General features: G+C 73.0%; 29 protein-coding genes and 1 tRNA gene. 18 read left to right on the plus strand and 12 right to left on the minus strand.

Going from position 1 to position 25,487, the window contains the following annotated elements; genetic code table 11:
* Nucleotides 1-1,139: AMP-binding protein (locus tag ACFC1T_RS14690; protein ID WP_375888136.1), on the minus strand; the 1,139-nt coding region annotated here is incomplete at its 3' end.
* A 575-nt stretch (nucleotides 1,140-1,714) separates the two neighbouring features.
* Between ACFC1T_RS14690 and ACFC1T_RS14695 the strand changes: the two genes are divergently transcribed.
* Nucleotides 1,715-2,401: a DUF4232 domain-containing protein gene (locus tag ACFC1T_RS14695; RefSeq protein ID WP_375888139.1), complete on the plus strand. Its 687-nt coding sequence runs from the start codon at nucleotides 1,715-1,717 to the stop codon at nucleotides 2,399-2,401.
* 63 nt (nucleotides 2,402-2,464) lie between these two features.
* Here the strand turns inward: ACFC1T_RS14695 and dmpI are convergent, their stop codons facing one another.
* Together dmpI and ACFC1T_RS14705 are read right to left on the minus strand one after the other, a co-directional pair.
* Nucleotides 2,465-2,647, minus strand: coding sequence for a 4-oxalocrotonate tautomerase DmpI (dmpI, locus tag ACFC1T_RS14700; RefSeq protein WP_375888141.1), 183 nt, complete (start codon nucleotides 2,645-2,647; stop codon nucleotides 2,465-2,467).
* A gap of 125 nt (nucleotides 2,648-2,772) precedes the next feature.
* Complete coding sequence (locus ACFC1T_RS14705) at nucleotides 2,773-3,669, minus strand: LysR substrate-binding domain-containing protein (RefSeq protein ID WP_375888142.1); 897 nt, start codon at nucleotides 3,667-3,669, stop codon at nucleotides 2,773-2,775.
* 178 nt (nucleotides 3,670-3,847) lie between these two features.
* Here ACFC1T_RS14705 and ACFC1T_RS14710 point away from each other — a divergent pair, with 178 nt between their 5' ends.
* A complete protein-coding gene (locus tag ACFC1T_RS14710; protein ID WP_375888145.1) occupies nucleotides 3,848-4,189 on the plus strand; it encodes a hypothetical protein in 342 nt (113 codons plus the stop codon).
* 59 nt (nucleotides 4,190-4,248) lie between these two features.
* Here the strand turns inward: ACFC1T_RS14710 and ACFC1T_RS14715 are convergent, their stop codons facing one another.
* A complete protein-coding gene (locus tag ACFC1T_RS14715) occupies nucleotides 4,249-4,785 on the minus strand; it encodes a hypothetical protein (protein WP_375888147.1) in 537 nt (178 codons plus the stop codon).
* A 174-nt stretch (nucleotides 4,786-4,959) separates the two neighbouring features.
* On the opposite strand from ACFC1T_RS14715, the gene ACFC1T_RS14720 reads away from it, so the two are divergent.
* Together ACFC1T_RS14720 and ACFC1T_RS14725 are read left to right on the plus strand one after the other, a co-directional pair.
* Complete coding sequence (locus ACFC1T_RS14720) at nucleotides 4,960-5,433, plus strand: DIP1984 family protein (RefSeq protein ID WP_375888150.1); 474 nt, start codon at nucleotides 4,960-4,962, stop codon at nucleotides 5,431-5,433.
* A 476-nt stretch (nucleotides 5,434-5,909) separates the two neighbouring features.
* Complete coding sequence (locus ACFC1T_RS14725; protein WP_375888151.1) at nucleotides 5,910-6,674, plus strand: SDR family oxidoreductase; 765 nt, start codon at nucleotides 5,910-5,912, stop codon at nucleotides 6,672-6,674.
* Nucleotides 6,675-6,788: 114 nt separating this feature from the next.
* Here ACFC1T_RS14725 and ACFC1T_RS14730 read toward each other — a convergent pair whose 3' ends face one another.
* The 3 genes from ACFC1T_RS14730 to ACFC1T_RS14740 form a co-directional block, all read right to left on the minus strand.
* On the minus strand, nucleotides 6,789-7,232 hold the full coding sequence (locus tag ACFC1T_RS14730; RefSeq protein WP_375888154.1) for a hypothetical protein: 444 nt from the start codon (nucleotides 7,230-7,232) through the stop codon (nucleotides 6,789-6,791).
* Nucleotides 7,233-7,304: 72 nt separating this feature from the next.
* Entirely contained in the window at nucleotides 7,305-7,874 is a 570-nt protein-coding gene (locus tag ACFC1T_RS14735; RefSeq protein ID WP_375888156.1) for a hypothetical protein, read from the minus strand.
* Nucleotides 7,875-7,888: 14 nt separating this feature from the next.
* Nucleotides 7,889-8,311, minus strand: a complete 423-nt coding sequence (locus tag ACFC1T_RS14740) for an ATP-binding protein (protein WP_375888158.1) — start codon at nucleotides 8,309-8,311, stop codon at nucleotides 7,889-7,891.
* A 208-nt stretch (nucleotides 8,312-8,519) separates the two neighbouring features.
* Here ACFC1T_RS14740 and ACFC1T_RS14745 point away from each other — a divergent pair, with 208 nt between their 5' ends.
* The 3 genes from ACFC1T_RS14745 (at nucleotide 8,520) to ACFC1T_RS14755 (ending at nucleotide 9,658) form a co-directional block, all read left to right on the plus strand.
* Nucleotides 8,520-9,422: a Scr1 family TA system antitoxin-like transcriptional regulator gene (locus ACFC1T_RS14745; protein WP_375888161.1), complete on the plus strand. Its 903-nt coding sequence runs from the start codon at nucleotides 8,520-8,522 to the stop codon at nucleotides 9,420-9,422.
* Complete coding sequence (locus tag ACFC1T_RS14750) at nucleotides 9,382-9,516, plus strand: DUF397 domain-containing protein (protein WP_375888162.1); 135 nt, start codon at nucleotides 9,382-9,384, stop codon at nucleotides 9,514-9,516. Before ACFC1T_RS14745 ends, ACFC1T_RS14750 begins: the two co-directional genes overlap by 41 nt.
* A 58-nt stretch (nucleotides 9,517-9,574) precedes the next feature.
* Nucleotides 9,575-9,658, plus strand: a tRNA-Leu gene (locus ACFC1T_RS14755).
* Between the two features lie 44 nt (nucleotides 9,659-9,702).
* Here ACFC1T_RS14755 and ACFC1T_RS14760 read toward each other — a convergent pair.
* On the minus strand, nucleotides 9,703-10,413 hold the full coding sequence (locus tag ACFC1T_RS14760) for a TetR/AcrR family transcriptional regulator (protein WP_375888165.1): 711 nt from the start codon (nucleotides 10,411-10,413) through the stop codon (nucleotides 9,703-9,705).
* Nucleotides 10,414-10,553: 140 nt separating this feature from the next.
* Here ACFC1T_RS14760 and ACFC1T_RS14765 point away from each other — a divergent pair, with 140 nt between their 5' ends.
* From ACFC1T_RS14765 to ACFC1T_RS14780, 4 genes are all read left to right on the plus strand, one after another.
* Complete coding sequence (locus ACFC1T_RS14765) at nucleotides 10,554-11,279, plus strand: hypothetical protein (protein WP_375888167.1); 726 nt, start codon at nucleotides 10,554-10,556, stop codon at nucleotides 11,277-11,279.
* Nucleotides 11,279-12,646 (plus strand): alkaline phosphatase family protein, encoded by a 1,368-nt coding sequence (locus ACFC1T_RS14770; RefSeq protein WP_375888169.1) that lies wholly within the window; start codon nucleotides 11,279-11,281, stop codon nucleotides 12,644-12,646. Before ACFC1T_RS14765 ends, ACFC1T_RS14770 begins: the two co-directional genes overlap by 1 nt.
* A gap of 120 nt (nucleotides 12,647-12,766) precedes the next feature.
* Nucleotides 12,767-13,198, plus strand: coding sequence for a DUF4259 domain-containing protein (locus ACFC1T_RS14775; protein WP_375888170.1), 432 nt, complete (start codon nucleotides 12,767-12,769; stop codon nucleotides 13,196-13,198).
* Nucleotides 13,199-13,250: 52 nt separating this feature from the next.
* Nucleotides 13,251-13,865 (plus strand): hypothetical protein, encoded by a 615-nt coding sequence (locus ACFC1T_RS14780; RefSeq protein ID WP_375888172.1) that lies wholly within the window; start codon nucleotides 13,251-13,253, stop codon nucleotides 13,863-13,865.
* A 72-nt stretch (nucleotides 13,866-13,937) separates the two neighbouring features.
* Here the strand turns inward: ACFC1T_RS14780 and ACFC1T_RS14785 are convergent, their stop codons facing one another.
* Both ACFC1T_RS14785 and ACFC1T_RS14790 read right to left on the minus strand, forming a co-directional pair.
* Nucleotides 13,938-15,128, minus strand: coding sequence for a serine hydrolase domain-containing protein (locus tag ACFC1T_RS14785; protein WP_375888175.1), 1,191 nt, complete (start codon nucleotides 15,126-15,128; stop codon nucleotides 13,938-13,940).
* Between the two features lie 78 nt (nucleotides 15,129-15,206).
* Complete coding sequence (locus ACFC1T_RS14790) at nucleotides 15,207-15,647, minus strand: DUF4190 domain-containing protein (RefSeq protein ID WP_375888178.1); 441 nt, start codon at nucleotides 15,645-15,647, stop codon at nucleotides 15,207-15,209.
* A 135-nt stretch (nucleotides 15,648-15,782) separates the two neighbouring features.
* Between ACFC1T_RS14790 and ACFC1T_RS14795 the strand changes: the two genes are divergently transcribed.
* The 3 genes from ACFC1T_RS14795 to ACFC1T_RS14805 all read left to right on the plus strand — a co-directional run bounded on the left by ACFC1T_RS14795 (nucleotide 15,783) and on the right by ACFC1T_RS14805 (nucleotide 20,065).
* Nucleotides 15,783-17,108 carry a sensor histidine kinase gene (locus tag ACFC1T_RS14795; protein WP_375888181.1) on the plus strand — a complete coding sequence of 442 codons (1,326 nt, stop codon included), beginning with the start codon at nucleotides 15,783-15,785 and terminating at the stop codon, nucleotides 17,106-17,108.
* Nucleotides 17,105-17,779, plus strand: a complete 675-nt coding sequence (locus ACFC1T_RS14800; RefSeq protein WP_375888184.1) for a response regulator — start codon at nucleotides 17,105-17,107, stop codon at nucleotides 17,777-17,779. The genes ACFC1T_RS14795 and ACFC1T_RS14800 overlap by 4 nt, the downstream gene beginning before the upstream one ends.
* 105 nt (nucleotides 17,780-17,884) lie before the next feature.
* Nucleotides 17,885-20,065 carry a serine/threonine-protein kinase gene (locus tag ACFC1T_RS14805; RefSeq protein WP_375888186.1) on the plus strand — a complete coding sequence of 727 codons (2,181 nt, stop codon included), beginning with the start codon at nucleotides 17,885-17,887 and terminating at the stop codon, nucleotides 20,063-20,065.
* 66 nt (nucleotides 20,066-20,131) lie between these two features.
* Here the strand turns inward: ACFC1T_RS14805 and ACFC1T_RS14810 are convergent, their stop codons facing one another.
* Complete coding sequence (locus tag ACFC1T_RS14810; RefSeq protein ID WP_375888189.1) at nucleotides 20,132-20,344, minus strand: cold-shock protein; 213 nt, start codon at nucleotides 20,342-20,344, stop codon at nucleotides 20,132-20,134.
* An 88-nt stretch (nucleotides 20,345-20,432) separates the two neighbouring features.
* The gene (locus tag ACFC1T_RS14815; protein WP_375888191.1) at nucleotides 20,433-21,338 is read right to left on the minus strand and encodes a LysR family transcriptional regulator; all 906 of its coding nucleotides are present in this window, start codon (nucleotides 21,336-21,338) and stop codon (nucleotides 20,433-20,435) included.
* Between the two features lie 144 nt (nucleotides 21,339-21,482).
* Between ACFC1T_RS14815 and ACFC1T_RS14820 the strand changes: the two genes are divergently transcribed.
* The 4 genes from ACFC1T_RS14820 to ACFC1T_RS14835 all read left to right on the plus strand — a co-directional run bounded on the left by ACFC1T_RS14820 (nucleotide 21,483) and on the right by ACFC1T_RS14835 (nucleotide 25,472).
* Nucleotides 21,483-22,265, plus strand: a complete 783-nt coding sequence (locus ACFC1T_RS14820; RefSeq protein WP_375888193.1) for a flavodoxin family protein — start codon at nucleotides 21,483-21,485, stop codon at nucleotides 22,263-22,265.
* Between the two features lie 163 nt (nucleotides 22,266-22,428).
* Nucleotides 22,429-23,010 carry a TetR/AcrR family transcriptional regulator gene (locus ACFC1T_RS14825; protein WP_375888196.1) on the plus strand — a complete coding sequence of 194 codons (582 nt, stop codon included), beginning with the start codon at nucleotides 22,429-22,431 and terminating at the stop codon, nucleotides 23,008-23,010.
* Nucleotides 23,011-23,107: 97 nt separating this feature from the next.
* A complete protein-coding gene (locus tag ACFC1T_RS14830) occupies nucleotides 23,108-24,136 on the plus strand; it encodes an RNA ligase family protein (RefSeq protein ID WP_375888198.1) in 1,029 nt (342 codons plus the stop codon).
* Between the two features lie 394 nt (nucleotides 24,137-24,530).
* Nucleotides 24,531-25,472, plus strand: a complete 942-nt coding sequence (locus tag ACFC1T_RS14835) for a diiron oxygenase (protein ID WP_375888200.1) — start codon at nucleotides 24,531-24,533, stop codon at nucleotides 25,470-25,472.
* Nucleotides 25,473-25,487: the final 15 nt, after the last annotated feature.

The following is a 25,487-nucleotide window of genomic DNA, read 5'->3' on the forward strand; positions in this document are numbered from 1 at the left end:
AGTTCGGGCTGCTTCCAGTAGCCGGCCATCAGGGTGGCGGAGCGGACGTGGATCTCGCCCTGCTCGCCGGCGGGCAGCACGGTGCCGTCGGCGGCCCGGACCTCCACGTCCACGTCGGGGAACGGCCGGCCGACCGGGAGCGGGCCGTCGTCCGTGAACCGGGTGTGCTCCTCGGCGGTGAGGTAGGCGATCTTCTGGGCCTCGGACATGCCGTACAGGCTGACCAGTACCGGCCCGAACACCTTGAGGGCTTCGCGGATCCGGGCCGGGGAGGCGGCGCAGCCGCCGTAGTCGAGCCGGCGCAGGCTGGACAGGTCGGTGCGGCCGACGGCCGGGTGGTCGAGCAGCTGGTAGATCAGCGGGGGCAGCGTCCAGAGGTCGGTGATGCGCTCGCGCTCGATCGCGGCGAGGACCTCGCCGGGTTCGAAGCTGCGCTGGAGGACGACGGATCCGCCGCGCTGGAGCGCCACGTCGGCGAGCACGCCCGACAGGTGGGCGAGCGAGGTGGCGGCGAGCAGTCGGGGCGGCTCCTCGTCGTCGGTGCCCGCGAAGTCGACGTGGAACATGTCGTGGTAGGGGCCGTGGAGGCTGAGGATGCCCTTGGGGATGCCGGTGGTGCCGCCGGTGTGGCGGATGCCGATGTCGTCGCCGGGGCCGAGGGGGACGGCGGGGTCGGTGGCCGGGCGGGTGGCGCTGGCCGCGATGGCGTCCTCCCCGATCCCCGTGCCGTCGGGGCCGAGGGTGAGGACCGTCGGGACGTCGATCAGCGGCAGCAACTCGGGGGCGCCCGCGTACCGTTCGGCGTCGACGAGGAGTGCGGTGGTGTCCACGCTGGCCACGATCTCGGCCAGCACGGGGGCGCTCATCCCGTCGTACAGGTTGACCACCCGGGCCCCGGCCAGGCCGGCCGCGTAGCGGGCGGCGAGGGCCTCGGGGGTGTTGCCGGTGAGCAGGGTGACGGTGCTGCCGCGGCCGACGCCGCGGGCCAGGAGCTCGTGGGCGAGGCGGTAGGCGGTGGCGGCGAAGTCGCCGGCGGAGATCTCGGCGCCGTCGGCGGAGGTGATGGCCCGCCGTTCGGGGTGCGAGGCGAGGGACCGGAGGATCAGAGCGGGTCCGCTGACGAATTCCTGGTCACTCATGGCCACTTCTTCCTTGTAGTTTGCAACCATGTCGTCAGGCTAACTCCACCCCCCACTCCGTACCGGCGAGATTTGGCCATGTCCGGTCAGGAGAATGTCGGTGGACGAAGGACCGGCTCGGTGACAGCCCCCCAGTGCTCGTCGGGCGCGGCCGCGATGACGTACCCGGACCGGCCGGGGAGTGCGGGGGTTGCCGTCGAAGCGATCCGAGTTGGCTGGGAAATGGGCGAGTTGGGACCACGGGGCGGCGATGGAGCCGGTCCGGTGCTCGGGCGGGGGGCGGCCAGGGGCGGCCGGGGTCAAGATCCAACGGGTCAAGGTCCGTCGGGTCACGGGTGTGTTCCAGCGGGGGGTGGCCGGGTGCGGGGGTGCGGGGGCGGTGGGAACCGCTGTCCCGGCTGGGCGGGGGGCCCGCTCCGGCGCTTCGTGGTCGGCGGGCCGTGTAACAGCACTGTCCTGACGGATGGTCGGACGGAACGGTTCATCGGCCCGGGCGGTCCTGCTCACCAGAACCGCCGCTCGTACCGATCCGTGCCGAGCAGCCGCCACCGCCACCCGATATCGAGGAAGTCACGATGCGCGTTCACAAGGCCACCTTCGCCGCCGCCCTGGTCGTTGCCGCCGGTCTGTCGCTCACGGCCTGTGGCCCCAACGACGACACCGGCACCGACCAGGCCAAGCCGACGGCCGCGGCGCCCGTCACCGCCGCGCCCACCAAGGCCGCCACGGGCGGCTCCGCAGGGTCCGCCGGAACCGCCGGAACCGCCGGGACCGGCGGGACGGCCCCGAGCGGGAAGGCCACGGCCGGCGGGACGGGCGCCACCGACGGCGGCAAGGCGGGCGGCAAGTGCCGGACCGACGACCTGACGATCACGGCGGTGGACCGCACCATCGACGGCGACGCCGACCGCACCGTCGTGGTCGAGTTGAAGAACCACAGCGGCCACGACTGCTCGCTCACCGGGTACGCGGGCGTCGACCTCAAGACCAACGCCGGTTCGCTGTCCGCCCAGCGTTCCGGCGAGCCGGTCGTCGCGGGCGTCGTCAAGAACGGCAAGTCGACGTTCTTCGGCATCAGCTACCCGAACAACACCTCGGGCGGCTCCGGCGTCAAGATCACCGGCCTGGTGGTGACCCCGCCGGATGAGACCCACTCGGTCACCCTGCCCTGGCCGGGCGCGGGCTCGCTGCCCGTCACGGACGGGTCCGGCTCCCCGGTGAAGATCGGCCCGATGGGCAGCGCCGGCCAGGGCGGCCAGTGACCCCGCGCCCGTTCGCAGGGTTGAGCCGCGGGGTCGGGCCGCCGCGTCGGGCCGATCCGGGGCTCACCGGTCCGCGATGAGCGTGCCCGCGACGCCCCAGCTTTCCGGCTGGTACTCGTTGACGAAGACGAACACGCTCTCGGCGGGGACCTCCAGGGTCTCCACGAACGCCTGGGTGACCTTCTCGACCAGCTCGCGCTTCTGCTCGACGCTGCGCGGGCCCTGCTGGATGGTGACGATCGGCATCTTCGGCTCCTGACCGGGTGTCCTGCCCGGCTGTTCCGCCGGGCTCTTCCGCCGGGTTCTCCGGCTGGGAACAGTCCACCCGACCGGTGCCGTCCGCACCCAGACCCGAATCGCTCTCGCAGCGATCACGAATCCTGATCGTTCCAGGTCGGGGGTGTGCTGCGGCAGGTCTCCAGGAGCAGTCGGGGCACCGGGGCGGAGCGCCGCACGGCGATCGAGGTGGGCAGCGCCAGCGGGGTGCGGCAGGGGCGGAAGGCGACCCGGTGGGTGTTCACCATCCGGGCGTTGGCCGCGTACACCACCGTCCACATCGGGGTGCCGGTGCCGATCGAGGCCAGGGTGTCCTGGAGGGCGCCGTGCGCCGGGCCGAGGACGGGCCGGAAGCCGGCCCGGGCGCAGGCCTCCGTCACCAGGTCGACCAGCGCCGGGTGGTTGGCCCGCTCGGTGAGCCGCAGCGGCAGCTCGGCGAGGTCCGCGAGGTCCACCTCGGCCGCGTCGGCGAGCGGGTGCCGGGCGGGCAGCGCGAGCACCAACTCGTCCTGCCAGACGGGCAGGAAGCGCAGGTCCGGGCTGTGCTCGGCGATCGCCCCGCGGACGAAGGCGGCGTCCAGCCGGCCGTCGGACAGCCGGGCCAGCCGCTCCCGCACCGGGGCGGAGTGCAGTTCCACCCGCACCCCGGGGGCCTTCTGTTGGTAGGTCTCCAGGATCAGGTCGAGCCGCTCGGCGAGCCCGGTGACGGTGCCGAGCCGCAGCACGGCGGGCGCGGCCAGGTCGGCGGCGAGCGCCCGGGCGGCGTCCTCGGCGGCCAGCACGTTCCGGGCGGCGGGCAGGAACCGCTCCCCGGCCGGGGTCAGCCGGACGTACCGGGGCGAACGGTCGAACAGCTCGACCCGCAACTCCCGCTCCAGCCGCCGCACCTGCTGGCTCACCGCCGGCTGCCCGAGCAGCAGGCGCTCGGCCGCCCGCCCGAAGTGCAGCTCCTCGGCGACGGCGACGAAGCAGCGCAGCTGCCGTAGCTCCATGCGGTCCCCCTGGTGGATCGGTCGTCGACCCCATCGTCCCAGGCCGGGGTGTCACCAGGGAGGGGGTGCCGCCGGGGGGAGCGGATGGTGCTGCACGGGAAGTCGGCCGGGCCGACTTCCCGTGCGGGCTCTCGGGCCGCCGGTGGCGGCGGCGGTGGCGGCTGGAACACTGGGGGCCATGACCACGGGCATCGTCGTGCAGTACACCGGGCTCCTGCGGAACAGCGACCACGATCTCTGGGTCCGGCTGCGGGAGTTGCTGCGCGGCCAGGGGCTCGATCCCGAGGGGACGGTCGTCGTGGACCTCCTCCAGGAGAGCCTCAGCTCCGAGGAGGGGCAGGTCATCTCCGCCGAGGGCCGGGTCTACCGGTTCAGCCTCACCTTCGACCCGGAGCGCGAGGACGGCGTCCGCGACGCCCGGCTGGGCAGATGGCGGGACGTCACGGACTCCTGGCGGGACGGAGCACTGGCACGGCGGACGGAGTTCGCCTTCGCCTGGAAGTCCCGGGGCGAGGCCTGAGCAGGCGCACTCCGCCACACTCCGCCGCGTACGGGAAGTCGGCCGGGCCGACTTCCTGTTCAGGTGCGGCGGCGTCGCCGGTAGTAGGCGAGGGTGACGGCCGCGAGCAGTGGGCCCCAGAGCAGCAGGGGTGCGTAGCAGGCGTCCATCAGGAAGAGGGCCGGCCCGGTCGGGGCTCCCGGGGCCCCGCCGAAGCCGCCCGCCCGGGGGATCGTCAGCAGCATCACGGCGGCCGCGCCGAGCAGCGCCGGAACGACCGCCGCCAGCGGCGCGACCCGCCTCCCCCCGATCAGCGGGAGCCGGCGCGGCACCACCTCACCCCAGGGCCGCACCAGCCCGAGGGTGAGGAGGGTGAGCCCTTCGGTGGCCAGGCTCATCGCGATGCACACGGCGCTGAACCGGCCGGGGACGTCCAGGCCCGAGGTGTCGAACCCCACCGGTACGCCGACCCCCATCGCGATCCGCCAGATCCCGGACGGTACGGCCGTGAGCGCCGCGAGGTGCGCGGCCCGTACCGCCCAGCGGGCGGGCGGTCGGTACGCGGGCGGTCGGTACGTCGGGGCGGCGGTGGCCATCGGGTTCCGGTCGGCATCCATGGCCCCCATGCTGGCGCGCGGCCCGCTGCGTCCGGATCGTGCGCGAGGCCCAACTCTCCTCCCCCGCGCGGGGGATGGGTGACGAGGCCCGGCGCCGAACCCCCGCCACCGGGCCGTACCGCGCTGACGTGCATACTTGCCGGACGATCAGGAGGACGTGGAGGTGATGACGCGATGAAGCTGGCAGAGGCGCTCGCGCAGCGCGCGGCCGCGGTGCGGCAGGTGGAGCAGCTGCGGGCGCGCGTCGTCGGCAGTGCCCGCTACCAGGAGGGCGAGGAGCCGGCCGAGAGTGCGGCGGAGGTCCTGGCCCAGGCCGAAACGGCGCTGGACGAGCTGGAGCGGCTGATCCGGCAGATCAACCGGACCAACTCCACCGCGCGGATCGAGGGCGGCGGCACCCTCACCGACGCCCTCGCCCGCCGGGACGTCCTGCGGCTGCGCCACTCGGTGATCACCGCGGCCGCCGACGCGGCCTCCGGGCGCGACCAGCGGGGAGCCGTACGGCAGTTGCGGTCCGAGCTCCGGATCCTCTCCGCCCTGCCGGTCGCGGAGCTCCGTGCCCGGACGGACGCGCTGGCCAAGGAGATCCGCGAGGTGGACACCCTGATCCAGCGCACCAACTGGGAGATCGACCTGATCGAGGACTGACCTCCCGGTCCCATGAGCAGGGTGTGGGGCAGCAGGTAGTCGTCACGGAGGCGTGCACACACCGCGGGCCGGCGGTTCATCCGGTCCATGGCGCGTGAAGAGCAACGCAAGGGGTTCGATTCCCCACCCAACAGTGCAGCTCAGCACCGCGTACAGGTGACGGAGCACAGCGCACAGCTCACCACTACGTGCAGATCCGGACGACGAGGGCGGGAACGGGGCGCCCCACACCCCCAGCGAGGGCCGTGCGACCGAGCACGGCCCTCGCTGCGTGAGGCCGGTGGGTGCTGGCCGGTGATCATCGTTCGGATCGGCACGCCGGCAGGCGTGGTGAGTCCGCTCGGCGCGGTGGAGGCGGCAGACTCCTGACGGCGTCCGAGGCCCGGCGTCCGGTGTCCGGTGTCCGGCGTCCGAGCGGATCCGCCGGGCCCGCAGCGGGCAGGGGCCGCCGGGGCGCAACGACGAGAGGAGCGGCCATGGACGGGAACAGCCAGGACCAGGGACGGCTGGGCGGGCGGATCTGCGTCATCGCAGGCGCGGGCGGGGCCATCGCGGGTGCTGTTGCGGCCCGGTTCACCGCCGAGGGCGGGCGCGTCATCGGAATCGACCGGCAGCCGGTGGAGGTCGGGTTCCCGGTCGTCGCGGCGGACCTGCGGGTCGATTCCGAAACGCGGCTCGCGTTCGAGCGCATCCACGCGGAGTACGGCGGGGTCGACGTGCTCCACGTCAACGCCGGGCCCATGGACCGTGAGGACCACGGCCTGCTGGAGACGCCCCCCGAGGTCTGGGAACGGGCCTTCCGGGCCGTCCTCGCCCCCGTGGTGCTCAGCTGCCGCTACGGGGTGCCGGTGATGAACCCCGGCGGATCGATCGTGCTGACCGGCTCCTTCCTCGCCGGCATGGGCGCGGCGACCGCCCAGACGGCCTTCTCCGCGGCCAAGGCCGCGGTGACCCAGCTCGGGCGCGACCTGGGCACCCACCTGGCACGGCGCGGCATCCGGGTGAACACCCTGGCGCTGGGCCCGGTCGACGCCCCGGAGATCAGGGCCGTCTTCGAGCGGATGGGCGAGGAGGAGACCCGGCGGCGCTTCGCCCACATCCCGATGGGCCGGTTCGCCACCCTCGACGAGGTCGCGGCCGCGGCCGCCTACCTCGCCGGCCCGGACTCGGGCTACCTGACCGCCTCCGAACTCCCCGTCTACGGCGGCATCCGCGCCGCGTACACCCTCCCGGACCACTGAACCGGCGCGGGGCGGACACTGCACGGCATGGAACGCGAAGACCTGATCACCGTCCTGGAGCGGCACGGCACCGACGGCGCCCGCCGGGCCGCATTGGCCCAGCGACCCCGCTCGTCATCGGAGCACGGAGGCTTCGTTGTCGCTCGGGGCCCGGTAGACGGTCACCACCGAGGCGAGGGCGTCGACTTCGAGCGGACCGGTGATCCTTAGCCAGGCCAACTCGGGCAGGTCTGTGGTGCGCTCGATCCGCCCCACCGCCTCGGCGGGCCAGGGTGCCGGAAGCCGGGGCAGGTGGACGAGGGAGATCCCGTCGATGACGGAGGGAACCAGGTCGGCCTCCAACGGGCGGACCGAGCGCAGGCCGGGCAGCGAGATCACCACTGAGGGCGCCTCCGGCCCCTTGTGCAGCCACACGTCCAGCGCGTTGTCCTGGGGGTTCTCGTGGGACTGGTTCAGGGAGACGCGCTCGATGAAGTGGTCGAGGCAGGAGTGCAGCGCCAGCGCTGCGTTCGTGCAGCGGTTGTTGAAGGCATCGGGTGTCTGGTGCGCTTCGGTCATGCCGGGAGGCTACGGGGGCGGAGCGGTCCGCGGGGTGGTGCACGGGAAGTCGGACGGGCCGACTTCTGGTGCTTACGGGTGGGCGGCTGCCCGGGCCGCGCGGCTGCGGCACTGAGCGAGGGCGGTTTTGATGCGGGGGTCGGGGGTGGGGGTGGCGGCGAGGAGTTCGCCGGCGGTGATGAGGCTGGTCCAGTAGGTAGCCGGGTTGCCGGTGGTGGGGCGGGGGTGGGCGGAGGTGAGGGAGAGGTAGGCGGCGTTGAGGTTGCCGGTGGTGAACCAGCGGGCGAGGCCGTGTTGGTGGCCGGGGCGGATGCCGCCGAGGGCGTCGATGGCGGTGAGGAAGTGGTCGACGACGGCGAGTTCGGTGGCGGTGAGGTCCTTGGGGACGTCGAAGACGCCGAGGGCTTCGAGGAGTTCGCCGGTGTCGGCCTCGGTGCCGGGGCGGGGGTCGGCGAGGAGGGCGTCGTAGCACTCGTCGAGGCGGATGGTGGTCTCGGCGAGGGGGATGGCGAGGGCGAGGCAGACGGCGCGCGCGGAGGGGAGCGGTTCACCGGAGCGGCGGGCGAGGATCGCGTAGGTCTCGGCCGGGGTGTGGCCTCGGTCGAGGGCGTGCCGGGCGAGGGTGGGGAGGGGAGGCAGCATCGGGGGGTGCGCTTTCAGGCGGCGAGGAGAGAGGGAGTGACCAGGGCCCAGACGAACTTGCCGACGCCGCCGGCGCGGGGGCAGCAACCCCAGCGCTCGGCCAGCTCGTTGACGAGGAACAGCCCGCGTCCGTGCTCGTCGGTGGTGGTGGGGGTGCGGAGGGAGGGGCGTCCGGTGCCGGCGTCGTGGACTTCGAGCCGGAGGCGGTCGTTGACGAGGGCGAAGCGGATCTCGATGAGGCGGTCGACGGGCGCGTCTGAGTGCTGGACGGCGTTGGCGAAGAGTTCGCCGAGGAGGAGTTCGGCGATGTCGCGGTAGCGGTCGCCGGAGGGCAGGCCCGCGAGGTACGCCTGGAGCAAGTACCGGGCGAGGGGGGTGGATTCGGCGCGGGAGTCGAGGCGGGCGGCGAACGCGCGGGGGCGGCGGGAGATGGGCATGGGGGGACCTCGGGAGGGGGCGGAATGGGGAGCGCGAAAGGCGCGCGCAATCACGCTGTGCACGCGAATGATTGCGCTCTGGTGTCAATCATCGGGGCTGCGGAGGTACGGTGACGCCAGATAGGCGTGCGGGACGTGCGGTGCACAACTGGGGGCAGTCGTGGCACAGGGAAAGACCAGGCGGGGAGCGACTGTTAGCTCCGCGATCATGTTCGGCGAGGAACTCAAGTACGCCCGAGAGGCGGCGGGCTACACCCAGGAGGACGTGGGCAAGCTCCTGCACTGCGATCGAACGGTGGTCTCGCGGACCGAGAGCGGGAAGCGGAAGCCGTCGGTCGAGGAGGTCGGGGAGTTCGACCGGCTGTACGGCTCGGGCGACCTGTTGATGCGGCTGTACGGGCGGGTTGACTGGGATGTCTCCGTCGAGCACCCGGACTGGTTTCAAGAGCAGGTCGACCGCGAGGCCATCGCGGTTGGGCTGCGGGTGTATCAGGACAGTGTGGTGCACGGCTTGTTGCAGTGTCGGCAGTACGCGCATGCGCTCTTCGCCAATGGTGCAGCGGCCCTTGGTCGAGAAGAGATTGAGGAACGGGTCAAGGCTCGACTCAGTCGACAGGACCGCATTCTCGCGCCTGGCGGCCCCCTGCTGCTCGTCATTCTGGATGAGAGCGCCATCCGTACGGTCGTGGGCGGACCGGGCGTGATGAGGCATCAGATGGAGCATCTGCTGCGGGTAGCACAGCTCCCGAACGTCCTTATTCAGGTGGCGCCGTTTGCACATCGGCGCACCTTCATCAAGACGGCTATGGTGTTGTTGGAACTGCCGGATGGGCAACGCTCGGTCTACTCGGAGAGCCTCGAACAGGGACATCTGAGCGACGTTCCCGCCACTGTGGCCAAGTATCAGCGTCGCTATGATCAGCTCCGTGTCGAATGCCCGTCGGAGCGCGACTCGCTTCGGCTGATCGCTGATGCGCTGGAGGGGTTCAGAGATGAAGAGCAACGAGCTCGCGGCAGCCGCTTGGAGGAAGAGCAGCTACAGCGGGGACGACGGCGGCGACTGCATCGAGGTGGCCCTCGGATTCCTCCCCAGCGCCGTCCCCGTGCGTGACTCCAAGGACCCGCACGGCCCGGTCCTCGTCTTCCCCGATTCCTCGTGGGGCGTCTTCATCGAGGCCGTCCGGTCCGGGGGCTTTCCCTCGTAGCCCTGAGGTGGTCAGAGGCACCCCTCCAGATGGTCTATAGTTAACCCATCACCCAGATGCGCGGGTGGCGGAATAGGCAGACGCGCTGGATTCAGGTTCCAGTGCCCGAAAGGGCGTGGGGGTTCAACTCCCCCCTCGCGCACAGCGAATGGCCGGTCGATCTTCGGATCGACCGGCCTTTTTGCTTTACGGCACCAGGCGGTCCAGGAGGGCGTCCAGGCCGGTGGTGAACTCCGTTTCCGCGTCGTGGTCGATCAGCAGCGGGGCGAGGGTGCGCAGCAGTGGGTACTCGGCGGCCGGGAGGCGGTGCAGGCCGAGGCGGAGCAGGGGCTCGGGATCGTCGGGGTTGTCGATCACCTGCCGCTTGTCCACCAGGAGGAAGCCGATCGCCCAGCCGACCACGGCCCGGTAGAGGCGCAGGGTGCCCCGGTCGTCGAGGCCGGCGCCGCTCAACACGGTCAGGACGAGTTCGTTGAGCTGGAGCATCGAGGCCGGCCGGCGGGCCAGGGGGACGCTGAGCGGGCGGGTGGCGACCAGGGGGAACACCTCCGGGTGGGCGTCGGCGACCTGGTGGAAGGCCTTGCCGACATGGTGCAGCCGGGTCCGCCAGTCGCCCGTGTCCGCCCCGTCGCCCACCCGCTCGTTCACCTCGGCGTAGAAGGCCTCCACCATGCCGTCGAGGAGCGCCTGCTTGCCGTCGGCGTAGCGGTAGAGCGCCATCGGCTCCACGCCCAGGTCGACGGCGAGGCCGCGCATGGTGAGCGCCGTGAGGCCCTCGCGGTCGACCAGGGCGACCGCCGCGCGCAGCACCCGTGGCCTGCTCAGCCGGCCCCGGCCGGACGGCTTCGGCTCGGGGGTCGAGTCGGGGGTCGAGTCGGGGGTCGAGTCGGTTCCCACCAGTGCCTCCCGGACTGTCCTCGGGGCTCAGGTCTTGACGTCCGACGCTGCGCGGCAGAGGCTGTAAGTATACAAGCGACATTTACGGCAGATGCGTAGTACCTACGTATACACCACGGAATCGGACATCGGGAGGAGCCATGTCCATCATCAAGATCGAAGTGACCAACGAGAGCACCGTGCTCACCGACCACGAGGTGAGCGCCGTCGTCCCCGCACTCCAGACCCAGGTCCACCGGGACTTCGCGCCGGTGTGGGGGATCGACGCGGACGTGTCCTTCGTCGCGTCGAACGCACTCTCCGACACCGCCTGGTGGATGGTCGTCCTGGACAACTCCGACCAGGCCGGCGCCCTCGGGTACCACGACCTGACCGCGAACTTCCTGCCGATCGGCAAGGTCTTCGCCGCCACCGACAAGCAGTACGGCGAGAACTGGACCGTGACGATCAGCCACGAGCTGCTGGAGATCATCGGCGACCCGGACATCGACCAGGTGGTCTTCGACCAACCGACCGCCAACAAGGGCACGTTGTACGCCATGGAGGTGTGCGACGCCTGCCAGGACGAGAACTTCGCGTACGACATCGCCGGGGTCAAGGTCAGCGACTTCGTCCACCCGGCGTGGTTCCAGTCCGCCCGCCCCGCGAACGGCACCCAGTTCGACCACGGCAATGCCATCAAGCAGCCGCTCGAACTCCTCCCCGGCGGCTACATCGGGATCTTCGACGTCTCGGCCGGCACCGGATGGACCCAGAAGACCGCCTCCCTCAGCGTCGCGTACCACAGCCGGGCGCACGTCGGCAGCCGTCGTGAACGGCGCCGGATCCCGCGCGACCAGTGGCTGCCGAGCAAACGGAGGGGCTGATGTCCGGCGGCGACGGCCTCCAGGCGGTCGAGCACCTCGTGGTGCTGATGCTGGAGAACCGCTCCTTCGACCACATGCTCGGGTTCCTGTACACGGACGAGGGCAACCTCTCTCCCACCGGCCAGCCGTACGAGGGCCTGACCGGCCAGGAGACCAACCCGGACCAGAACGGCAAGCTCGTCACCGTCCGCCGCATCCAGTCGACGGACCCCCACCCCTACTTCATGCCGGGCGCCAACCCCGGTGAGGGGTACGGCCCGACCAACGCCCAGCTCTTCGGCACGACCGACCCGCCGACGCCGCCGGTGGCCGGGATGCAGGGGTTCGTGACGGACTTCGCGCGCGTGCTGGACCTGCCTCCCCAGCCGAACCACACCGTCCTTCCCGGCACCGTCCCGGCCGACATCATGAGCTGCCACACCCCGGACACCCTGCCGGTGCTCTCCGCACTGGCCCGCGGCTACGCGGTGTGCGACCACTGGTACAGCTCCGTGCCCACCGAGACCCTGCCGAACCGGGCGTTCTCCTGTGCGGCGACCAGCCAGGGGCACCTGGACGACCACACCCACAACTTCACCTGCCCCAGCATCTTCGGGCGGCTCACCAGCGCCGATGTGTCCTGGCGGGCCTACGGCTACCACGCCGCGCCGATGGTCTCCGGGAACTTCCCCGACATCCACGGCGCCTCCGCCGACCACTTCGGCGTCTTCACCGCCTTCCAGGCGGCGGCCGCAGCCGGCACCCTGCCCGCCTTCACCTTCCTCGAACCCAGTTGGGGAGCCACCGGGAACAGCGAACACCCCGTCCTCGATGTCGCATTGGGCGAGCAGCTGGTCCGGGACGTCTACCGGGCCCTGCGCGGCGGGCCGGCCTGGGGGCAGACCCTGCTCGTCATCACCTACGACGAACACGGCGGCTGCTACGACCACGTCCCGCCCCCCACCACCGCCACCCCGCCCGGCGACGGCACCACCGGCGAACTCGGCTTCGACTTCAAGCGGTTCGGCGTCCGCGTGCCGACCGTGCTTGTCTCCCCGCTGATCGCCCCCGGCACCGTCTTCCGGTCACCCGACGCCGCGGCGCAGCTGGACCACACCAGCGTCCTGCGCACCGTCGAGCGGCGCTGGTCGCTGCCCGCCCTCACCGCCCGCGACGCCGCGGCCGCCGACATCGGGGCCGTGCTCACCCTCGCCGCGCCGCGCACCGACGACGTCCTCGCGGGGGTCACCGCACCCACCGCGGCCGCCGTCAACCCCGCCGCCGGGGAGGTCACCCACCTCCAGCAGGTCTACGCCGACCTCGTCGCCCGCCGGCTCATCCCGCCCGGCGCGGTCGCCGCGGCCGCCGGCCCGCCGCCCGGTGGCTGAACTCCACGGCCACGACCACGACCACGGCCAACGGTTACGGCCAACGGCCACGGCGAACGGCCACGCTGAACGGCCGGTCGGTCCCAGGACCGACCGGCCGTGTCACTGTGCCCTGCTTCGATGGCCCGAGGAACGCGACACCGGCACCACCCCTCCGAGGAGAACCACATGGGCACCTGGGGCAGCGGCAACTTCGAGAGCGACACGGCCCTCGACCACCTGTCGAGCGTCGTCGACGGGCTCGTCACCGAGATCGCCGAGGCGCTGGACGGCGATCCCGTCGAGATCGAGCCCGACGAGTACTGGGGCGTAGCCGTGCCGTGCAACCTGGAGCTGCTGCACACCCTCGCCGTGGCCGGCTACGCCTTCGAGGGCCTGCCGGAGGCCGGGGTGGTCGAGGACTGGAAGCGGACGTTCCTGGCCGTCTGGGAACGGACCGTCGACGGCCTGGAGCCCTCCCCGGAGTTCAAGGAGGAACGGCGGACGGTGCTGAACCGCACCTTCGACCAGCTGGCCGACGTCATCGCCCGGCGCGCGACGGACGACCGGTGAGCGGCCGGGGCTGGGGCCGGGACTGTCGGGGCGGGGTGGCACACTCCCCGCCATGAAGATGATCGACGCGATCGAAACCGTCCTGAAGGCGAACAACTCGGAGGACGAGCCCGGCTTCCTGGGCGAGTTCACGCTGGCCGGGCGGCTGGCGAGCCGCGGGGAGATCGCGGTCTGCGGTCTCGACGGCGGGGACCACTACACGTTCAGCGACATTGCCGACGGGCTGCACGAGGTGTACCTCGCGTACGACTGGAACGACGAGCGGGGCGCCACCGTCTCCGCGGTCGCGCTGGTCGCCGCCGGTACCGGCCCCGAGGCGCTGGTCGACGCGGATTGGGAGGAGGCGTCCGACGACGTCAACGAGCTGAGCGAGAGCGCGTCGGCGATCTGCTCCACCACCCCGGACAACCTGGTGATCGGCGGGGCCCTGCGCCGGACCGCCGGGTTCGCCGAGGCGGCGGACCCGGCGGACCATGCCACCGCCGCGTTCGAGGCCCAGCAGGAGGCCGGCTCCCGGACCCCGCTGCTGGACGTCCTCGTCGACCCGGCGAGCGGCGCGAACGCCCTGGTCTTCCCCACCTGCGACTTCACCGCGAACAGCATCCTGGTCGGCCGGGACGCGAGTGGTGCGGGCGTCGGGATCTTCTGGTCCAACTTCGACGGGTGATCCGCGACGGGCTGTCGCTGTGACGGCGGGCGTGGCTTCGGTTGCGGCCGCGCGAGGAGGGCGGGCGGCGGATCAGCGGCAGAGGGCCGTGTCCACGACCTGCTCCAGGCGGCGGGTGACGGCGCCGTCCGCCGGGATCTGCGTCACCGCGATGTTGACCGCCCGGCCGTCGTCGGTGGCCCCGCCCCGGGTCTCGAAACCCGGGATGTCCCCGCCGTGGCCCCAGTAGACGCCGCCGCAGGACAGCGGGCGGCTGATCAGTCCCAGCCCGTAGCCGGCGCCGCTGTCCGCGATCGGGACGGTCGTGCGCATCTCGGCGAGCTGGGCCGCCGGGAGCAGGCGTCCGCCGAGCAGCGCGGTGAAGAACTGGTCGAGGTCGGCGTTGGTGGAGATCATCTGGCCCGCCGCCCAGCCCGCCGAGGGGTCCAGCTCGGTGGTGTCGATCAGCGGGCCGCCCGGCTTCTCCTGGCGGTAGCCCTGCGGGTGGGCCTCCCGGATGCTCCGGTCGCCGGTGCCGGGGAAGGAGGTGTGGCGCAGCCCGATCCGCTGGACGATCCGCCGGTCGATCTCCTCGGCGAGGGGGCGGCCGGTCACCTTCTGGACGAGCAGGCCGGCCAGCACGTAGTTGGTGCTGCTGTACTCGAACTTCTCGCCGGGCGCGGAGCCGGCCTTGTGCCGGAAGGCCATGTCCAGCAGCTCGCGCGGCTCGAAGTACCGCTGCTGGAGGGTGGCTTCGTCGATGTCGCCCTCGTAGTCGGGCAGGCCGCTGGTGTGCTGGAGGAGCTGGCGCACGGTGATGCGGTGCCCGTCGATGCCGTCCCCGCGGACGAGGCCCGGCAGGTAGGTCTCGATCGGTTCGTCGAGGCGGATCTTCCCCTCGCCGACCAGTTGCAGCACCACGACGGCGGTGAAGGTCTTGGTGTTGCTGCCGATCCGCACCTGGCTGTCCCTGGGCACCTTCGCGCCGGTGGCCAGGTCGCCGACGCCCGCCGTGTAGGCCTGGGTGCGGCCCTTGCGGTCCTTGACCGTGGCCAGTGCGGCGGGCAGCTTGTCCTGCCGCACCAGTGCGTCCAGGCCCTGCTGGACGGTGTCGGGCTTGGCGGCGGCGGATGCGGCGGATGCGGCGGCGGTGGCGGCGGACGCGGCGGTCGGTGTCAGGACACCCGCCGCCAGGACGCCGGCCGCCATCGCCACGGCCACCGAGGCCGCCACGGCGCTGCGCCGCCGGGGGGTGCGAAGCCTCTGCCAAGTCTGCTCACGCATACGTCAACTCCTGTGAATCGTAGGGAAATCGAAGGGAAGTCGTCGGGAACACGGGCGCTGGGGGCGGTCGACCGCCGGTCAGCCCCGGTGGAACTGCTGCTGGACGCACTCCCGGTACTGCCGGAAGCTGTCGGGCCGGTAGCACGGCTGCGTCCGGTCGGCGTACCAGGCCAGCAGGACGGCGGCCAGGACGGACCCCGCGATCGCGAGGAGCGACAGCACCACGCCCGCGTTGGCCATGCCCCGGCCGGTCCCCGTCCGCCGGGCCGTCCGCAGGGCGACGGCGCCCAGCACCAGGCCGAGGACGCCGAACAGGCCGCCGACGACGACGATCGAGGTGACCGCGCCGAGGACCCCCAACGTCAGCGCGGCCACGGCCGGGCCGTTGCGGCGGGCCGGGGGCCGTACGCCGTGGTGCGGGCCGGGGGTGGGGCCCTGCCCGGGGGCGGGGTCGTGCCCGGGGGCCTGGCGGTCCAGGGTGCGGACGTCCGTCCGGGGCTCGTCTTCTCGGGTGTGCAACGGCCGTCCTCTCGTCAACTGGCAGGACACGATCCTGACTTCCGGAGCCCCGGGCGCACATCGCGGAAAAGCGGGAAAAGGCCCTCCCTCGATCGGGGGAGGTGGTCGCTGACCTGGCCGGACATACTGGCAGGCATGATCAGGGGAATCCGGCCGCTGCTGCGCGGCTCCACGTACACGGGCGCGCTGTTCGCCTACTGCGGCGCGCTGGCGAGCCTCGCGCTGCTGCCGGTCGTGATGGTGCCGGCCCTGGCGTGGCGGTCCGCTCCGTACGGGGTGCAGGTCGTGCTGACCCTGCTGGTCTGGGCGGTGCTGATCGGCGTGGTCGGGCTGGCCCGCACCACGCGCCGGGTGCTGGTCGCGTCCGCCCGCCGACTGCTGGGGGTGGCGCTGCCGGATCCCGGTGCTGCCGGAGCGTCGGGAACGGCCGGGACGGTTGCCGCCGACCGCTGGCGGACACCGCTGTGGCTGCTGCTGCACGTGGCCCTGGGGTGGACGGGGGCGCTGGCCAGCGGCCTGCTGCTGCTCGCCGGCCTGTCGCTGCCGGGAGGCTGGCTCGACGGCCGGGCACAACTGAGCCTGTTCGGCCGGTCGGTGTCGGTGGCCGATGGCGGGTGGAGCTGGGCGGTGGCCGTCGTGTGCGTGCTGCTCGCGGTGGCCGGGTCCGCGGCGGTGGCGGCGGCCCTGCGGTGGCTGGCGCCGCGCCTGCTGGGGCCGTCGGCCGCCGAGCGGCTCGCGCAGGCCGCCGAACGGGAGCGCCGGCTCGCCGAACGCAACCGGCTGGCCCACGAGTTGCACGACTCGATCGGGCACACCCTGACGGCGGCCACCATCCAGGCCGCCGTCGCGGGCGAGGTGCTCGACGCCGACCCGGTGACGGCCCGGGCCGCCATGCGCAGCATCGAGGAGTCGACCAGGGCCGCGCTGGAGGACCTGGACTACGTGCTGGGCGTGCTGCGCGAGGAGGAGGCGGGCACCGCGCCCACCCGGACCCTGGCCGACCTGCCCGAACTCCTGGACCGGCTGCGGCACGCGGGCGCCGTGGCGGAGCCGGAGCTGTCCGGCGACCTGGCGCAGGTGCCGGGGACGATCTCCCGGGCGGCGTACCGGATCCTCCAGGAGGGGCTGACGAACGCGCTCCGGCACGGGGCGGGTGGCCCGATCACCGTCCGGGTGGCGGCGGGGCCGGACGCGCTGGAGCTGCGGGTGGTCAACCAGGTGGGGGCGGTCGCGGGGGCCGGGGTGGGCGGTTTCCCGACGTCCGGGCACGGTCTGCCCGGGCTGGCCGAACGGGTGCGGCTGCTGCACGGCGAGTTCGAGGCCGGACCGGTCGGGGCCGGGCCGGTCGGGGGCGGGCCGGCCGGGGACGGGTCGGTTGGGGACAGGGCGGTCGGGGACGGACCGGCCGGCGATGCGCGCTGGCGCCTCGCCGTCCGACTGCCGGTCCGGGCGGCGGTGTGAGCACCGCGCCCGAGGCTCCCGTCACGCTGCTGATCGCGGACGACGACGCCATCACCCGCAGCGGCCTGCGCACCCTGCTCGGCGTCCAGCCCGGGATCGAGGTGGTCGGCGAGGCCGCCGATGGGGTGGAGGCGGTCGAGCAGGCGCTGCGGCTGCGGCCCGACGTCGTCCTGATGGACGTGCGGATGCCGCGCCGCAACGGGATCGAGGCCACCCGGCAGCTGCTGGCGGAGTCCACCGAGCCGCCGAAGGTCGTGGTGATCACCACCTTCGAGAACGACGGCTACGTCACCGCCGCGCTCAGCGCCGGGGCCAGCGGCTTCGTGCTCAAACGCCTCCCCGTCCGGCAGATCGCCGAAGCGGTACGGGTGGTGGCGGCGGGCGAGGCGGTCCTCTTCCCGGCGGCGCTGCGCCGGATGGTCGCCGCCCGGCCGCTGGACTCCGCCGAGGCCCTGCCGCAGGCGGCGCTGACCGGGCGGGAGGAGGAGGTGCTGCGGCTGATGGCCACCGGGCTGTCCAACCCGGAGATCGCCGAGACGCTGACGGTCAGCCTGGAGACCGTCAAGACCCACGTCGGCAACGTGCTCACCAAGCTCGGCGCCCAGAACCGCACCCACGCGGTGGTGATCGCGTACGAGTCCGGACTGGTGGTGCCGGGCTTCACCGGTTGAGCCTGCCTCACCTGCCGCTCCCGGCCCCTACTAGGCTGGGCCGGTCGGTCGGCTGGACGGCCGACCGGCTGGACGGCCGGACGCGCCTGGGGGAGGAAACGGCACGTGACCTTGTCGGAACACGATCCGCGGGAGATCGGCGGGTACCTCCTGGAGGGCAGGCTCGGCGCGGGCGGGATGGGCGTCGTCTACCGCGCCCGGTCGGTGTCCGGGCGCCAGGTGGCGGTGAAGGTGATCCGGCCCGAGCTGGCCGCGGACGCCGAGTTCCGGGCCCGGTTCCGGCAGGAGGTCACGGCCGCGCGCAAGGTCAGCGGGGCGTTCACCGCGCCCGTGCTCGACGCCGACCCCGACGCCCCGGCGCCCTGGCTGGCGACGCTCTTCGTCCCCGGCCCCTCCCTGGGTGAACGGGTCTCCGGCCAGGGCCCGTTGACCCCGCCCGAGGTGCGCAGGCTGGCCGCCGGACTCGCCGAGGCGCTCCAGGAGATCCACCGCGTCGGACTGATCCACCGCGACCTCAAGCCCGGCAACGTGCTGCTCGCCGAGGACGGGCCGCGCGTCATCGACTTCGGCATCGCGCGCAGCGCCGGCGAGACCCAGTTGACCAGCACCGGCGTCGCCGTCGGCACCCCGCCGTTCATGGCCCCCGAACAGTTCCGCAACGGCACGGCGACCACGGCCACCGACGTGTTCGCCCTCGGCTCCGTGCTGGCCTTCGCCGCCACCGGGCGCGGCCCCTTCGGCGCGGACTCCTCGCACGCCGTGGGCTTCCGGGTCGTCTACGAGGAGCCGGACCTGGCCGGGCTGGCGCCCGAGCTGTACCCGCTGATCATCGGGTGCCTGGCCAAGGAGCCGGAGCAACGGCCCACGGTGGAGGGGCTGTTGAGGATGACGGGGGAGGGGGCGAGGGAACGGACGGTCCAGCTGCGGACGGGGCCGGTGGCGCCTGCTCCGGCCTCGGCTCCTGCTCCTGCGACCGTTCCGGCTCCGGTCGTTCCGACGCCCACGGCCCCCAACCCGGTCGCCCCGGCGTCGGTGCCGCCACCGGCGCCGCCGACCGTACCGCCGTACCTGCCGACCGCCCCCTCCGCCGCTCTCTCCGTCGCCCCCTCCGCCACCCCCGCCGGTCGACCCCGACCGCGTAAGGCCCTGCTGATCGGCGCCGCCGTGGCCGCCGCCGTCATCGCCGCGGCGGGCACGCTCGGCTACCTCACCTGGCACGACGGTGCGCCGGACACCGGGCAGGCCGGGCAGAGCGGGCAGACCGGCCCGTCCACCGTCGCCTCCGGGGTCAGCTGCGCCCCGGCCGGGCAGGCCACGATCGGCGTGGACGGGATGGAGGGCGCCCTCGTCGAGCGGTGGACGGCGGATTTCGGCAAAGCCTGCCCGGGCAACCGGCTCACCTACAAGGGCCCTGCGGCCCCCAGCGCCGACGACCCGTTCAAGACCGCCAACGCGACCCTCCTCGCCGACGGCGGGCTCGACGCCGCCGGATTCGACACCACGTTGACCGACCAGCAGGCGGTCACCTACGGCAAGCACTGCGCCACCGGCCAGGTGTCCCAGCTCCCGGTCACCGTGGCCCCCGTCGCGGTCGTCTTCAACGTGCCCGGGGTCGTCGACCTGGTGCTCGACGCCCCGACGCTCGCCAAGATCTTCCGGAAGCAGATCCAGTCCTGGAACGACCCGGCGATCAGGGCGCTCAACCCGGCCACGGTGCTGCCCGGTTCACCGATCGACGTCCGGGTCCCGGCCGGGCTGTCCTGGTCCGCCTACGTGTTCTCCCAGTACCTCGGCAAGGCCGCGCCCGCCGACTGGCCGTACGAGGTGGGCGCGGTCTGGGACTCCGAGGCGAAGGCCCGGCCGGGGGCGACCGAGGCGAGCATCCCCGGCGCCGTCGCCGGTGCCCAGGGGGCGATCGGCTTCGTCCCGCTGCGGGACGTCGGGAACCTCCACGCGGCCCGGGTGCGCACCGGTGACTCCGACGCGGCCCCGAGCACCGCGACCGCCACCACGATGGCCGCGACCGGCACGGCGGAGACCTCGGGCGGCAAGGTGTCGGTCAAGCTCGACTACCAGAAGCCGGTCAAGGGCGGCTATCCGGTGGTCGGCTTCGGCTACCTCGCCTTCTGCGGGAGCGGCGGGAACTCCGCCGTCGTGGCGGGCCTCGCGTCCTACGCGGTCAGCGGCCCGGGCCAGGCGAGCGGCGAGTCGATGAAGTACGGCACGCTGCCCCCGGCAGTCGTCCAGCAGGTGCAGGGGGCACTGGCCGGGCTCCGCGCCCAGTAGCGGCGCCGAAGGCGCGCCCGGTCGGCCACAGCGCCGACCGGGCGCGCGCAACGGATCCGCCGGGGTCTACGGCTCGACCCGGACCTTGTCGGCCTGCGGGCCCTTCTGGCCCTGGACGGCCTCGAAGGAGACCTTCTGGCCCTCCACCAGGGACTTGAAGCCGGTCGACTCGATCGCCCGGAAATGCACGAACAGGTCGGGGCCGGACTCCGGGCTGATGAACCCGTAGCCCTTCTCGTCGTTGAACCACTTCACGGTGCCGTTCTGGCGCTCGGCCATGCCTACTCCTCGGGGTCGGGGCGCGGTGCCGTCGCGTGATCCTCTCACGGAGGGCACGTGAGTCGACACGAAGAGTAGTCGAGCGGCCCTAGGCGTGCCGGGGCCGGAGCGCCGCCGAGGCGGCGACGAGGAGGTCGCGGAGGGCGGTGGCGGCGGGGGAGGGCGCGGCGGGCGTGAGGACGACCTGGTCGGCGGTGGTCGAGGGGCCGGTGAGGGGGATGACGTGCAGCCCCGGAGGCCGGTGGTCGAGGGCGGACTCGACGGTGATGCCGATGCCGGTGCCCGCGGCGACGTGGGCGGCGATGGCGTGGACGCTGTCGGCGGTGCGGATGATGCGCAGGTCGGCCCCGCCGATCCGGAAGGCGGTGAGGAGGCGGTCGCAGAGGCCGCTGTTGATCTGGTGGGGCCAGGTGAGCAGGCCGGTGGTGGAGAGTTCGGCGGTGCTCAACTCGGCGTGCCCGGCCAGAGGATGGGCCTCCGGGACGAGGGCCATGAAGCGCTCGGTGGAGAGCACCCGGGCCCGTACGCCGGTGATGCCGCCGGTGGCCCAGCCGATGCCCAGGCCGATGGTCTCCGCGCGGAGGGCGGCGACCAGGGCGGTGGTCGGCATGGCCTCCGGCACGATCGTCACGTCGGGGAAGCGCTCGCGCAGTTGCGGGAGGCAGCGCAGCAGCAGCTGGTGGCCGGTGTACTCGGCATGGCCGACGACGAGGGTGGTCCCGGTCCGCTCACCGGCGGCGAGCGCGCGGCCGCGCTGCTGGAACCCGCGCAGCTGGGCGAGGGTGGCATGGGCGTCGGGGAGCAGGGCCGTGCCGAGCTCGGTGAGGGAGACCCGACGGCTGGTGCGGTCGAACAGTCGGCCGCCGAGGGTGTGCTCCAGGCGCCGGACGGCGTCGCTGACGGTGGGCTGCCCGCGGTGGAGACGGGCGGCGGCGCGGCCGAAGTGCAGCTCCTCGGCGACCGCGACGAATGCTTCCAGTTCGATCCTGTCCACCGTCCCACGGTAGCGCGACCGCCCCGGCGATCGATCGGTGCCACCGATCGCTGCACGCCGGAGTTCGGCGTTGATGCCGGACCGCGCACGGGCTGAGATGGGAGGACAAGCAGCGCAGTCGATCGACGAGAACGGTGAAGAGACATGGCAGTCAACGGTGTTGAGTCCGGCCGGGCAGTACCGGCGGTCACGGTCGGCGTGGTGTTCCACTCGGTGCACGGCCACACCCGGGTGCTGGCCGAGCACCTCGCCGCCGGCGCCCGGCGGGTGCCGGGCGCGGAGGTGCACCTGGTCGAGATCCGGGCCGAGGACGTCAACGCGGGCCGCTGGCACGACCCGGAGGTGCTGGCCCTGCTGGACCGCTCCGACGCGATCGTGTTCGGCAGTCCGACGCTGATGGGCAGCGTGTCGGCGGTGTTCAAGGCGTTCATGGAGGCCGCGTTCACGCCGTTCGTCACCCAGAGCTGGAAGGACAAGCTGGCCGGCGGGTTCACCATGTCGGCTTCGCAGAGCGGCGACAAGCTCGCCGTGCTGGAGCAACTGGCCGTCTTCGGTGCACAGTTGGGCATGCAGTGGATCGGCGTCGGCGACATGCCGGGCAACAACTGGAGCGGCGGCAGCCGGGACGACGTCAACCGGCTGGGCTCCTGGCTGGGGCTGATGAGCCAGAGCAACGCCGACCAGGGGCCGGAGCACGCCGGGTCGCGCGGGGACCTGGCCACCGCCGAACGGTACGGCGAGCGGATCGCCCGGCTGGCCCAGCGCTGGGTGAACGCGGTGCCGTACGAGACGACGCGGATGACGGAGCACGAGGCCCGTGCGCTGTCGGCGATCCTGCGGGAGGCGGGGGTGGAGGTGCCGAGTCTGCCAGGTGCGTCGGGTGTGCCGAGTGCGCCGGGTGCGCCGGGTGTGCCGGCGGCGGGCTGAGGGGGTGGGTTGAGGGGGTGGGTCGCCGGGGCCCGGGGCCCGGGGCTGGCGGCTGGGTGGCTGTTGGGCTCCCGACGGTGGATCCGATACGGTTGCATCGGAATGTCCCGGGGTGGAGCCCGGAGGCGGGTGGAATCGGGCGGAGTCGGAAGGTGTGTGGCGGATGCCCAAGCAGGTCGACCACGAGGAGCGGCGCCGACGGATCGCCGACGCCGTCTGCGCGCTGATCGACGCCCAGGGCCTGGAAGGCGCGACCCTGCGGGACGTCGCCACCCGCGCCGACGTCTCCATGGGCGCCGTCCAACGCTGCTTCCGCAACAAGGAGGAGATGCTGCGGTTCGCCCTCGGCCACATCGGCGCACGCGTCACCGAACGGGCCCGGGGCCGACTCGTCGCCGGCCCCGCCCAGTCCGCCGCCAGCACGGTCGGCCACGTCGTCGGCGAAGTCGCGCTGCTGCGCGAGGAACACCGCGCCGAGGCCCGGATCTGGCTCGCCTTCCTCGCCGCGGCCGCCGTCAACCCCGCCCTGGCCGCCGACCTGAGGGCCGGCTATACCGACCTGGAGGGGCTGCTCGCCCGACTCGTCGCCGAGGCCGCCCCCGCCCTCGACCCCCGGCGCGAAGCCCGTACGCTGCTCGCCCTCGCCGACGGGCTCACCGGACACGTCCTCATCGGCCACCGGACCACGGCCGAGGCCGAGGAACTGCTGCACGCCCACCTCGCGGGGCTGTGGCGGGAGCATTAGGCGTCTCCGTCGGCTGGCTCCGCCGGGCGTCTCCGCCTGGTGTCCCTGCCGGGTATCTCCGTTGCGGGGGTGGGGCTTTGCGGCGAGGATCCTGTTCGTGCCCGACTCCTGGTCCGAACTGACGCCCTATCCGAAGATCCCCGCGAAGGGGCGCCCCGACGCGCCCGGCAGCCGGGAGTGGACGGCGGCGGAGAAGGTCCACGGCGCGCACTTCGCCGTGGTCTGCGAGGGCGACGCCGTACGGGCCGCCAAGCGGCGCGACCTGCTCGGGGACGAGGACCTCGACGCCTTCTTCGGCGTCAGCCGGATCTGGCCCCGACTGCGCGTCGCGGCGGGCCGGTTCGCGGCGGCGGTGCGGGCCGGCCGGGGCGGCGACGCAGTCGTCACCGTGTACGGGGAGCTGGCCGGCGGCCGCTACCCCCACCCCGGGGTGCCCGTCGCCCCCGGGGTCGAACCCGTGCAGACGGGCGTCTGGTACGACCCCGGACTGCGCTGGCTGCCCTTCGACGCCACGGTGGAGACCGCCGACGGCCGCTGCTGGCTCGCCGACCGCGAACTCCGCTCCGCCGCCGACGCCGCCGGGCTGAGCTGCGTCCCCCTGCTCGCCCGTGGCCCGCTGAACACCCTCCAGGACCTGCCCGACGCCTTCCCCAGCCGGGTGCCGGCCCTGTTCGGACTGCCCGAACTCGACGACAACCTCGCCGAGGGCTACGTCCTCAAGCCCGCCGGCGAATGGCGCGAGTCCGGAGCGGCCCGCCCGGTGCTCAAGGTCAAGCAGAAAGCATTCGCCGAGGACGGGCGCTACGACGGCGCCCGCCCCTACCTCCCCCCGCCCGAGGGTGCCGCCGGCGTCCCCGCCTGGCTGCTGGTCCAGGCCTCCGCCCTGCTCACCCCCGCCCGCGCGGCCGCCGCCGTCAGCAAGCTGGGCCCGCGCACGGCCCCGGACGCGGTCGCGGCGGAGATCGCCCAGGACGTCACCGACGAACTCGCCGAAGCCCTCGGCGGCTTGGAGCCGGCCACCGCGTCGGCACTGCGGGACGTCCTCCGGCCCGCCGCCGATGCCCTGGTCCTCTTCGACGCCCAGGGTCGGGCGCGGCGGTGGGGGCGGGGGCGGGGGCGGTCCTGAACGTACGTCCGTGTGATGCGCGGATGGGACGGACGTCCGTCTCGGACGCGCAATGGGACGGACGTCCGTCCTAGGCGCCCGCTGGGACGTACGTCCGTGTCAGACGACCGGCCGCACGGTGCGTCCGTCCTGGACGCCCAGTGGGACGGACGTCCGTCCCAGGCGCTCGCCGGCACGTACGTCCGTATCAGACGGCCACGCCGGACACCCGTGTGAAACGCACGTCCGCGTGAAACGCACGTCCGTGTGCCCGCCCGCCGCCGGGGCGCGCGCCGTCCGCTGTGCGCCGGTTCGGCGCTGCGCGAGGGGTTCTCGGGAACGGGCTCTTATTGTACTGTCCGTCTAATAAGGCGGGTGAGCGGGAACCCGCAGGGGCAGGCACCAGGAGGCAGCCATGGCTCTCACCCGGCAGACGCCGGCGGACCGGAACGGCCACGGGGCGGCGGAACACGGCCACACGGCGGCCGACGACGACGTCTCGAAGCGGCTGCTGGAGTCGGCCGCCACCCTCTCCTACGACCCGATGACCGAGATCGACTGGGACGCGCCCCTCCCCGAGGAGCACTACGGCCTCAACCCCGAGTGGAGCACCCTCTACGGCACCCGGCTGTGGGACGAGATGACCGAGCCGCAGCGGGTCGCGCTCACCCGGCACGAGGTCTGCTCGATCATGAACACCGGCATCTGGTTCGAGATGATCCTCCAGCAGATGGTGCTGCGCGACCAGTACCTCAAGAACCCCGCCAACGCCGAGTTCCAGTTCGCGCTCACCGAGATCGCCGACGAGTGCCGCCACTCCATCATGTTCGCCCGCGCCTGCCAGAAGATGGGCGTCCCCGCCTACCGGCCCAACAAGGTGATCGCCCAGGCCGGACGCGCCTTCAAGGCCCTCGCCAAGGGCGAACTCGCCTACGGCGGCATCCTGGTGGCCGAGGAGGTGCTGGACGTCATGCAGCGCGACTGGATGCGCGGCGAGAACGTCCTGGAGATCGTCCGCGGCAGCTCCCGGATCCACGTGGTCGAGGAGTCGCGGCACATGAAGTTCGCCCGGCAGGAGATCCGCGAACGGGTGCGCCACGCGGGCCCGGCCCGGCGCCGCGCCTCGGCCACCGGCATCGCGATCGGCGCGTACGTCATCGTCAGCAGCATGGTCCACCCGGGCGTCTACAAGGCCGTCGGGCTGGACGTCGCCCGCGCCCTCGACGAGGTGAAGGGCAACGAGCACCGCAAGGCGATGATGCGCAACAGCTCCCGGCACCTGATGGCCTTCCTCGCCGAGACCGGGCTGATCACCAGCCGTTCGGCGGCGATCTACCGCCGCGTGCACATGCTCTGACGATCCGTCACCCAC

The sequence above is a fragment of the Kitasatospora sp. NPDC056076 genome (assembly GCF_042266305.1).
Lineage (GTDB): Bacteria > Actinomycetota > Actinomycetes > Streptomycetales > Streptomycetaceae > Kitasatospora.

Coding starts and splice junctions, on each gene's coding strand:
- ACFC1T_RS14720 (WP_375888150.1), top strand. CDS start 4,960: ATGAAGCTGGCAGAGGCGCTCGCGCAGCGCGCGGCCGCGGTGCGGCAG.
- ACFC1T_RS14735 (WP_375888156.1), bottom strand. CDS start 7,874: ATGCTGCCTCCCCTCCCCACCCTCGCCCGGCACGCCCTCGACCGAGGC.
- ACFC1T_RS14745 (WP_375888161.1), top strand. CDS start 8,520: ATGTTCGGCGAGGAACTCAAGTACGCCCGAGAGGCGGCGGGCTACACC.
- ACFC1T_RS14820 (WP_375888193.1), top strand. CDS start 21,483: ATGGCAGTCAACGGTGTTGAGTCCGGCCGGGCAGTACCGGCGGTCACG.
- ACFC1T_RS14775 (WP_375888170.1), top strand. CDS start 12,767: ATGGCCCGAGGAACGCGACACCGGCACCACCCCTCCGAGGAGAACCAC.
- ACFC1T_RS14695 (WP_375888139.1), top strand. CDS start 1,715: ATGCGCGTTCACAAGGCCACCTTCGCCGCCGCCCTGGTCGTTGCCGCC.
- ACFC1T_RS14740 (WP_375888158.1), bottom strand. CDS start 8,311: ATGCCCATCTCCCGCCGCCCCCGCGCGTTCGCCGCCCGCCTCGACTCC.
- ACFC1T_RS14785 (WP_375888175.1), bottom strand. CDS start 15,128: ATGCGTGAGCAGACTTGGCAGAGGCTTCGCACCCCCCGGCGGCGCAGC.
- ACFC1T_RS14725 (WP_375888151.1), top strand. CDS start 5,910: ATGGACGGGAACAGCCAGGACCAGGGACGGCTGGGCGGGCGGATCTGC.
- ACFC1T_RS14730 (WP_375888154.1), bottom strand. CDS start 7,232: ATGACCGAAGCGCACCAGACACCCGATGCCTTCAACAACCGCTGCACG.
- ACFC1T_RS14835 (WP_375888200.1), top strand. CDS start 24,531: ATGGCTCTCACCCGGCAGACGCCGGCGGACCGGAACGGCCACGGGGCG.
- ACFC1T_RS14710 (WP_375888145.1), top strand. CDS start 3,848: ATGACCACGGGCATCGTCGTGCAGTACACCGGGCTCCTGCGGAACAGC.
- ACFC1T_RS14795 (WP_375888181.1), top strand. CDS start 15,783: ATGATCAGGGGAATCCGGCCGCTGCTGCGCGGCTCCACGTACACGGGC.
- ACFC1T_RS14810 (WP_375888189.1), bottom strand. CDS start 20,344: ATGGCCGAGCGCCAGAACGGCACCGTGAAGTGGTTCAACGACGAGAAG.
- ACFC1T_RS14825 (WP_375888196.1), top strand. CDS start 22,429: ATGCCCAAGCAGGTCGACCACGAGGAGCGGCGCCGACGGATCGCCGAC.
- ACFC1T_RS14770 (WP_375888169.1), top strand. CDS start 11,279: ATGTCCGGCGGCGACGGCCTCCAGGCGGTCGAGCACCTCGTGGTGCTG.
- dmpI (WP_375888141.1), bottom strand. CDS start 2,647: ATGCCGATCGTCACCATCCAGCAGGGCCCGCGCAGCGTCGAGCAGAAG.
- ACFC1T_RS14715 (WP_375888147.1), bottom strand. CDS start 4,785: ATGGATGCCGACCGGAACCCGATGGCCACCGCCGCCCCGACGTACCGA.
- ACFC1T_RS14705 (WP_375888142.1), bottom strand. CDS start 3,669: ATGGAGCTACGGCAGCTGCGCTGCTTCGTCGCCGTCGCCGAGGAGCTG.
- ACFC1T_RS14780 (WP_375888172.1), top strand. CDS start 13,251: ATGAAGATGATCGACGCGATCGAAACCGTCCTGAAGGCGAACAACTCG.
- ACFC1T_RS14765 (WP_375888167.1), top strand. CDS start 10,554: ATGTCCATCATCAAGATCGAAGTGACCAACGAGAGCACCGTGCTCACC.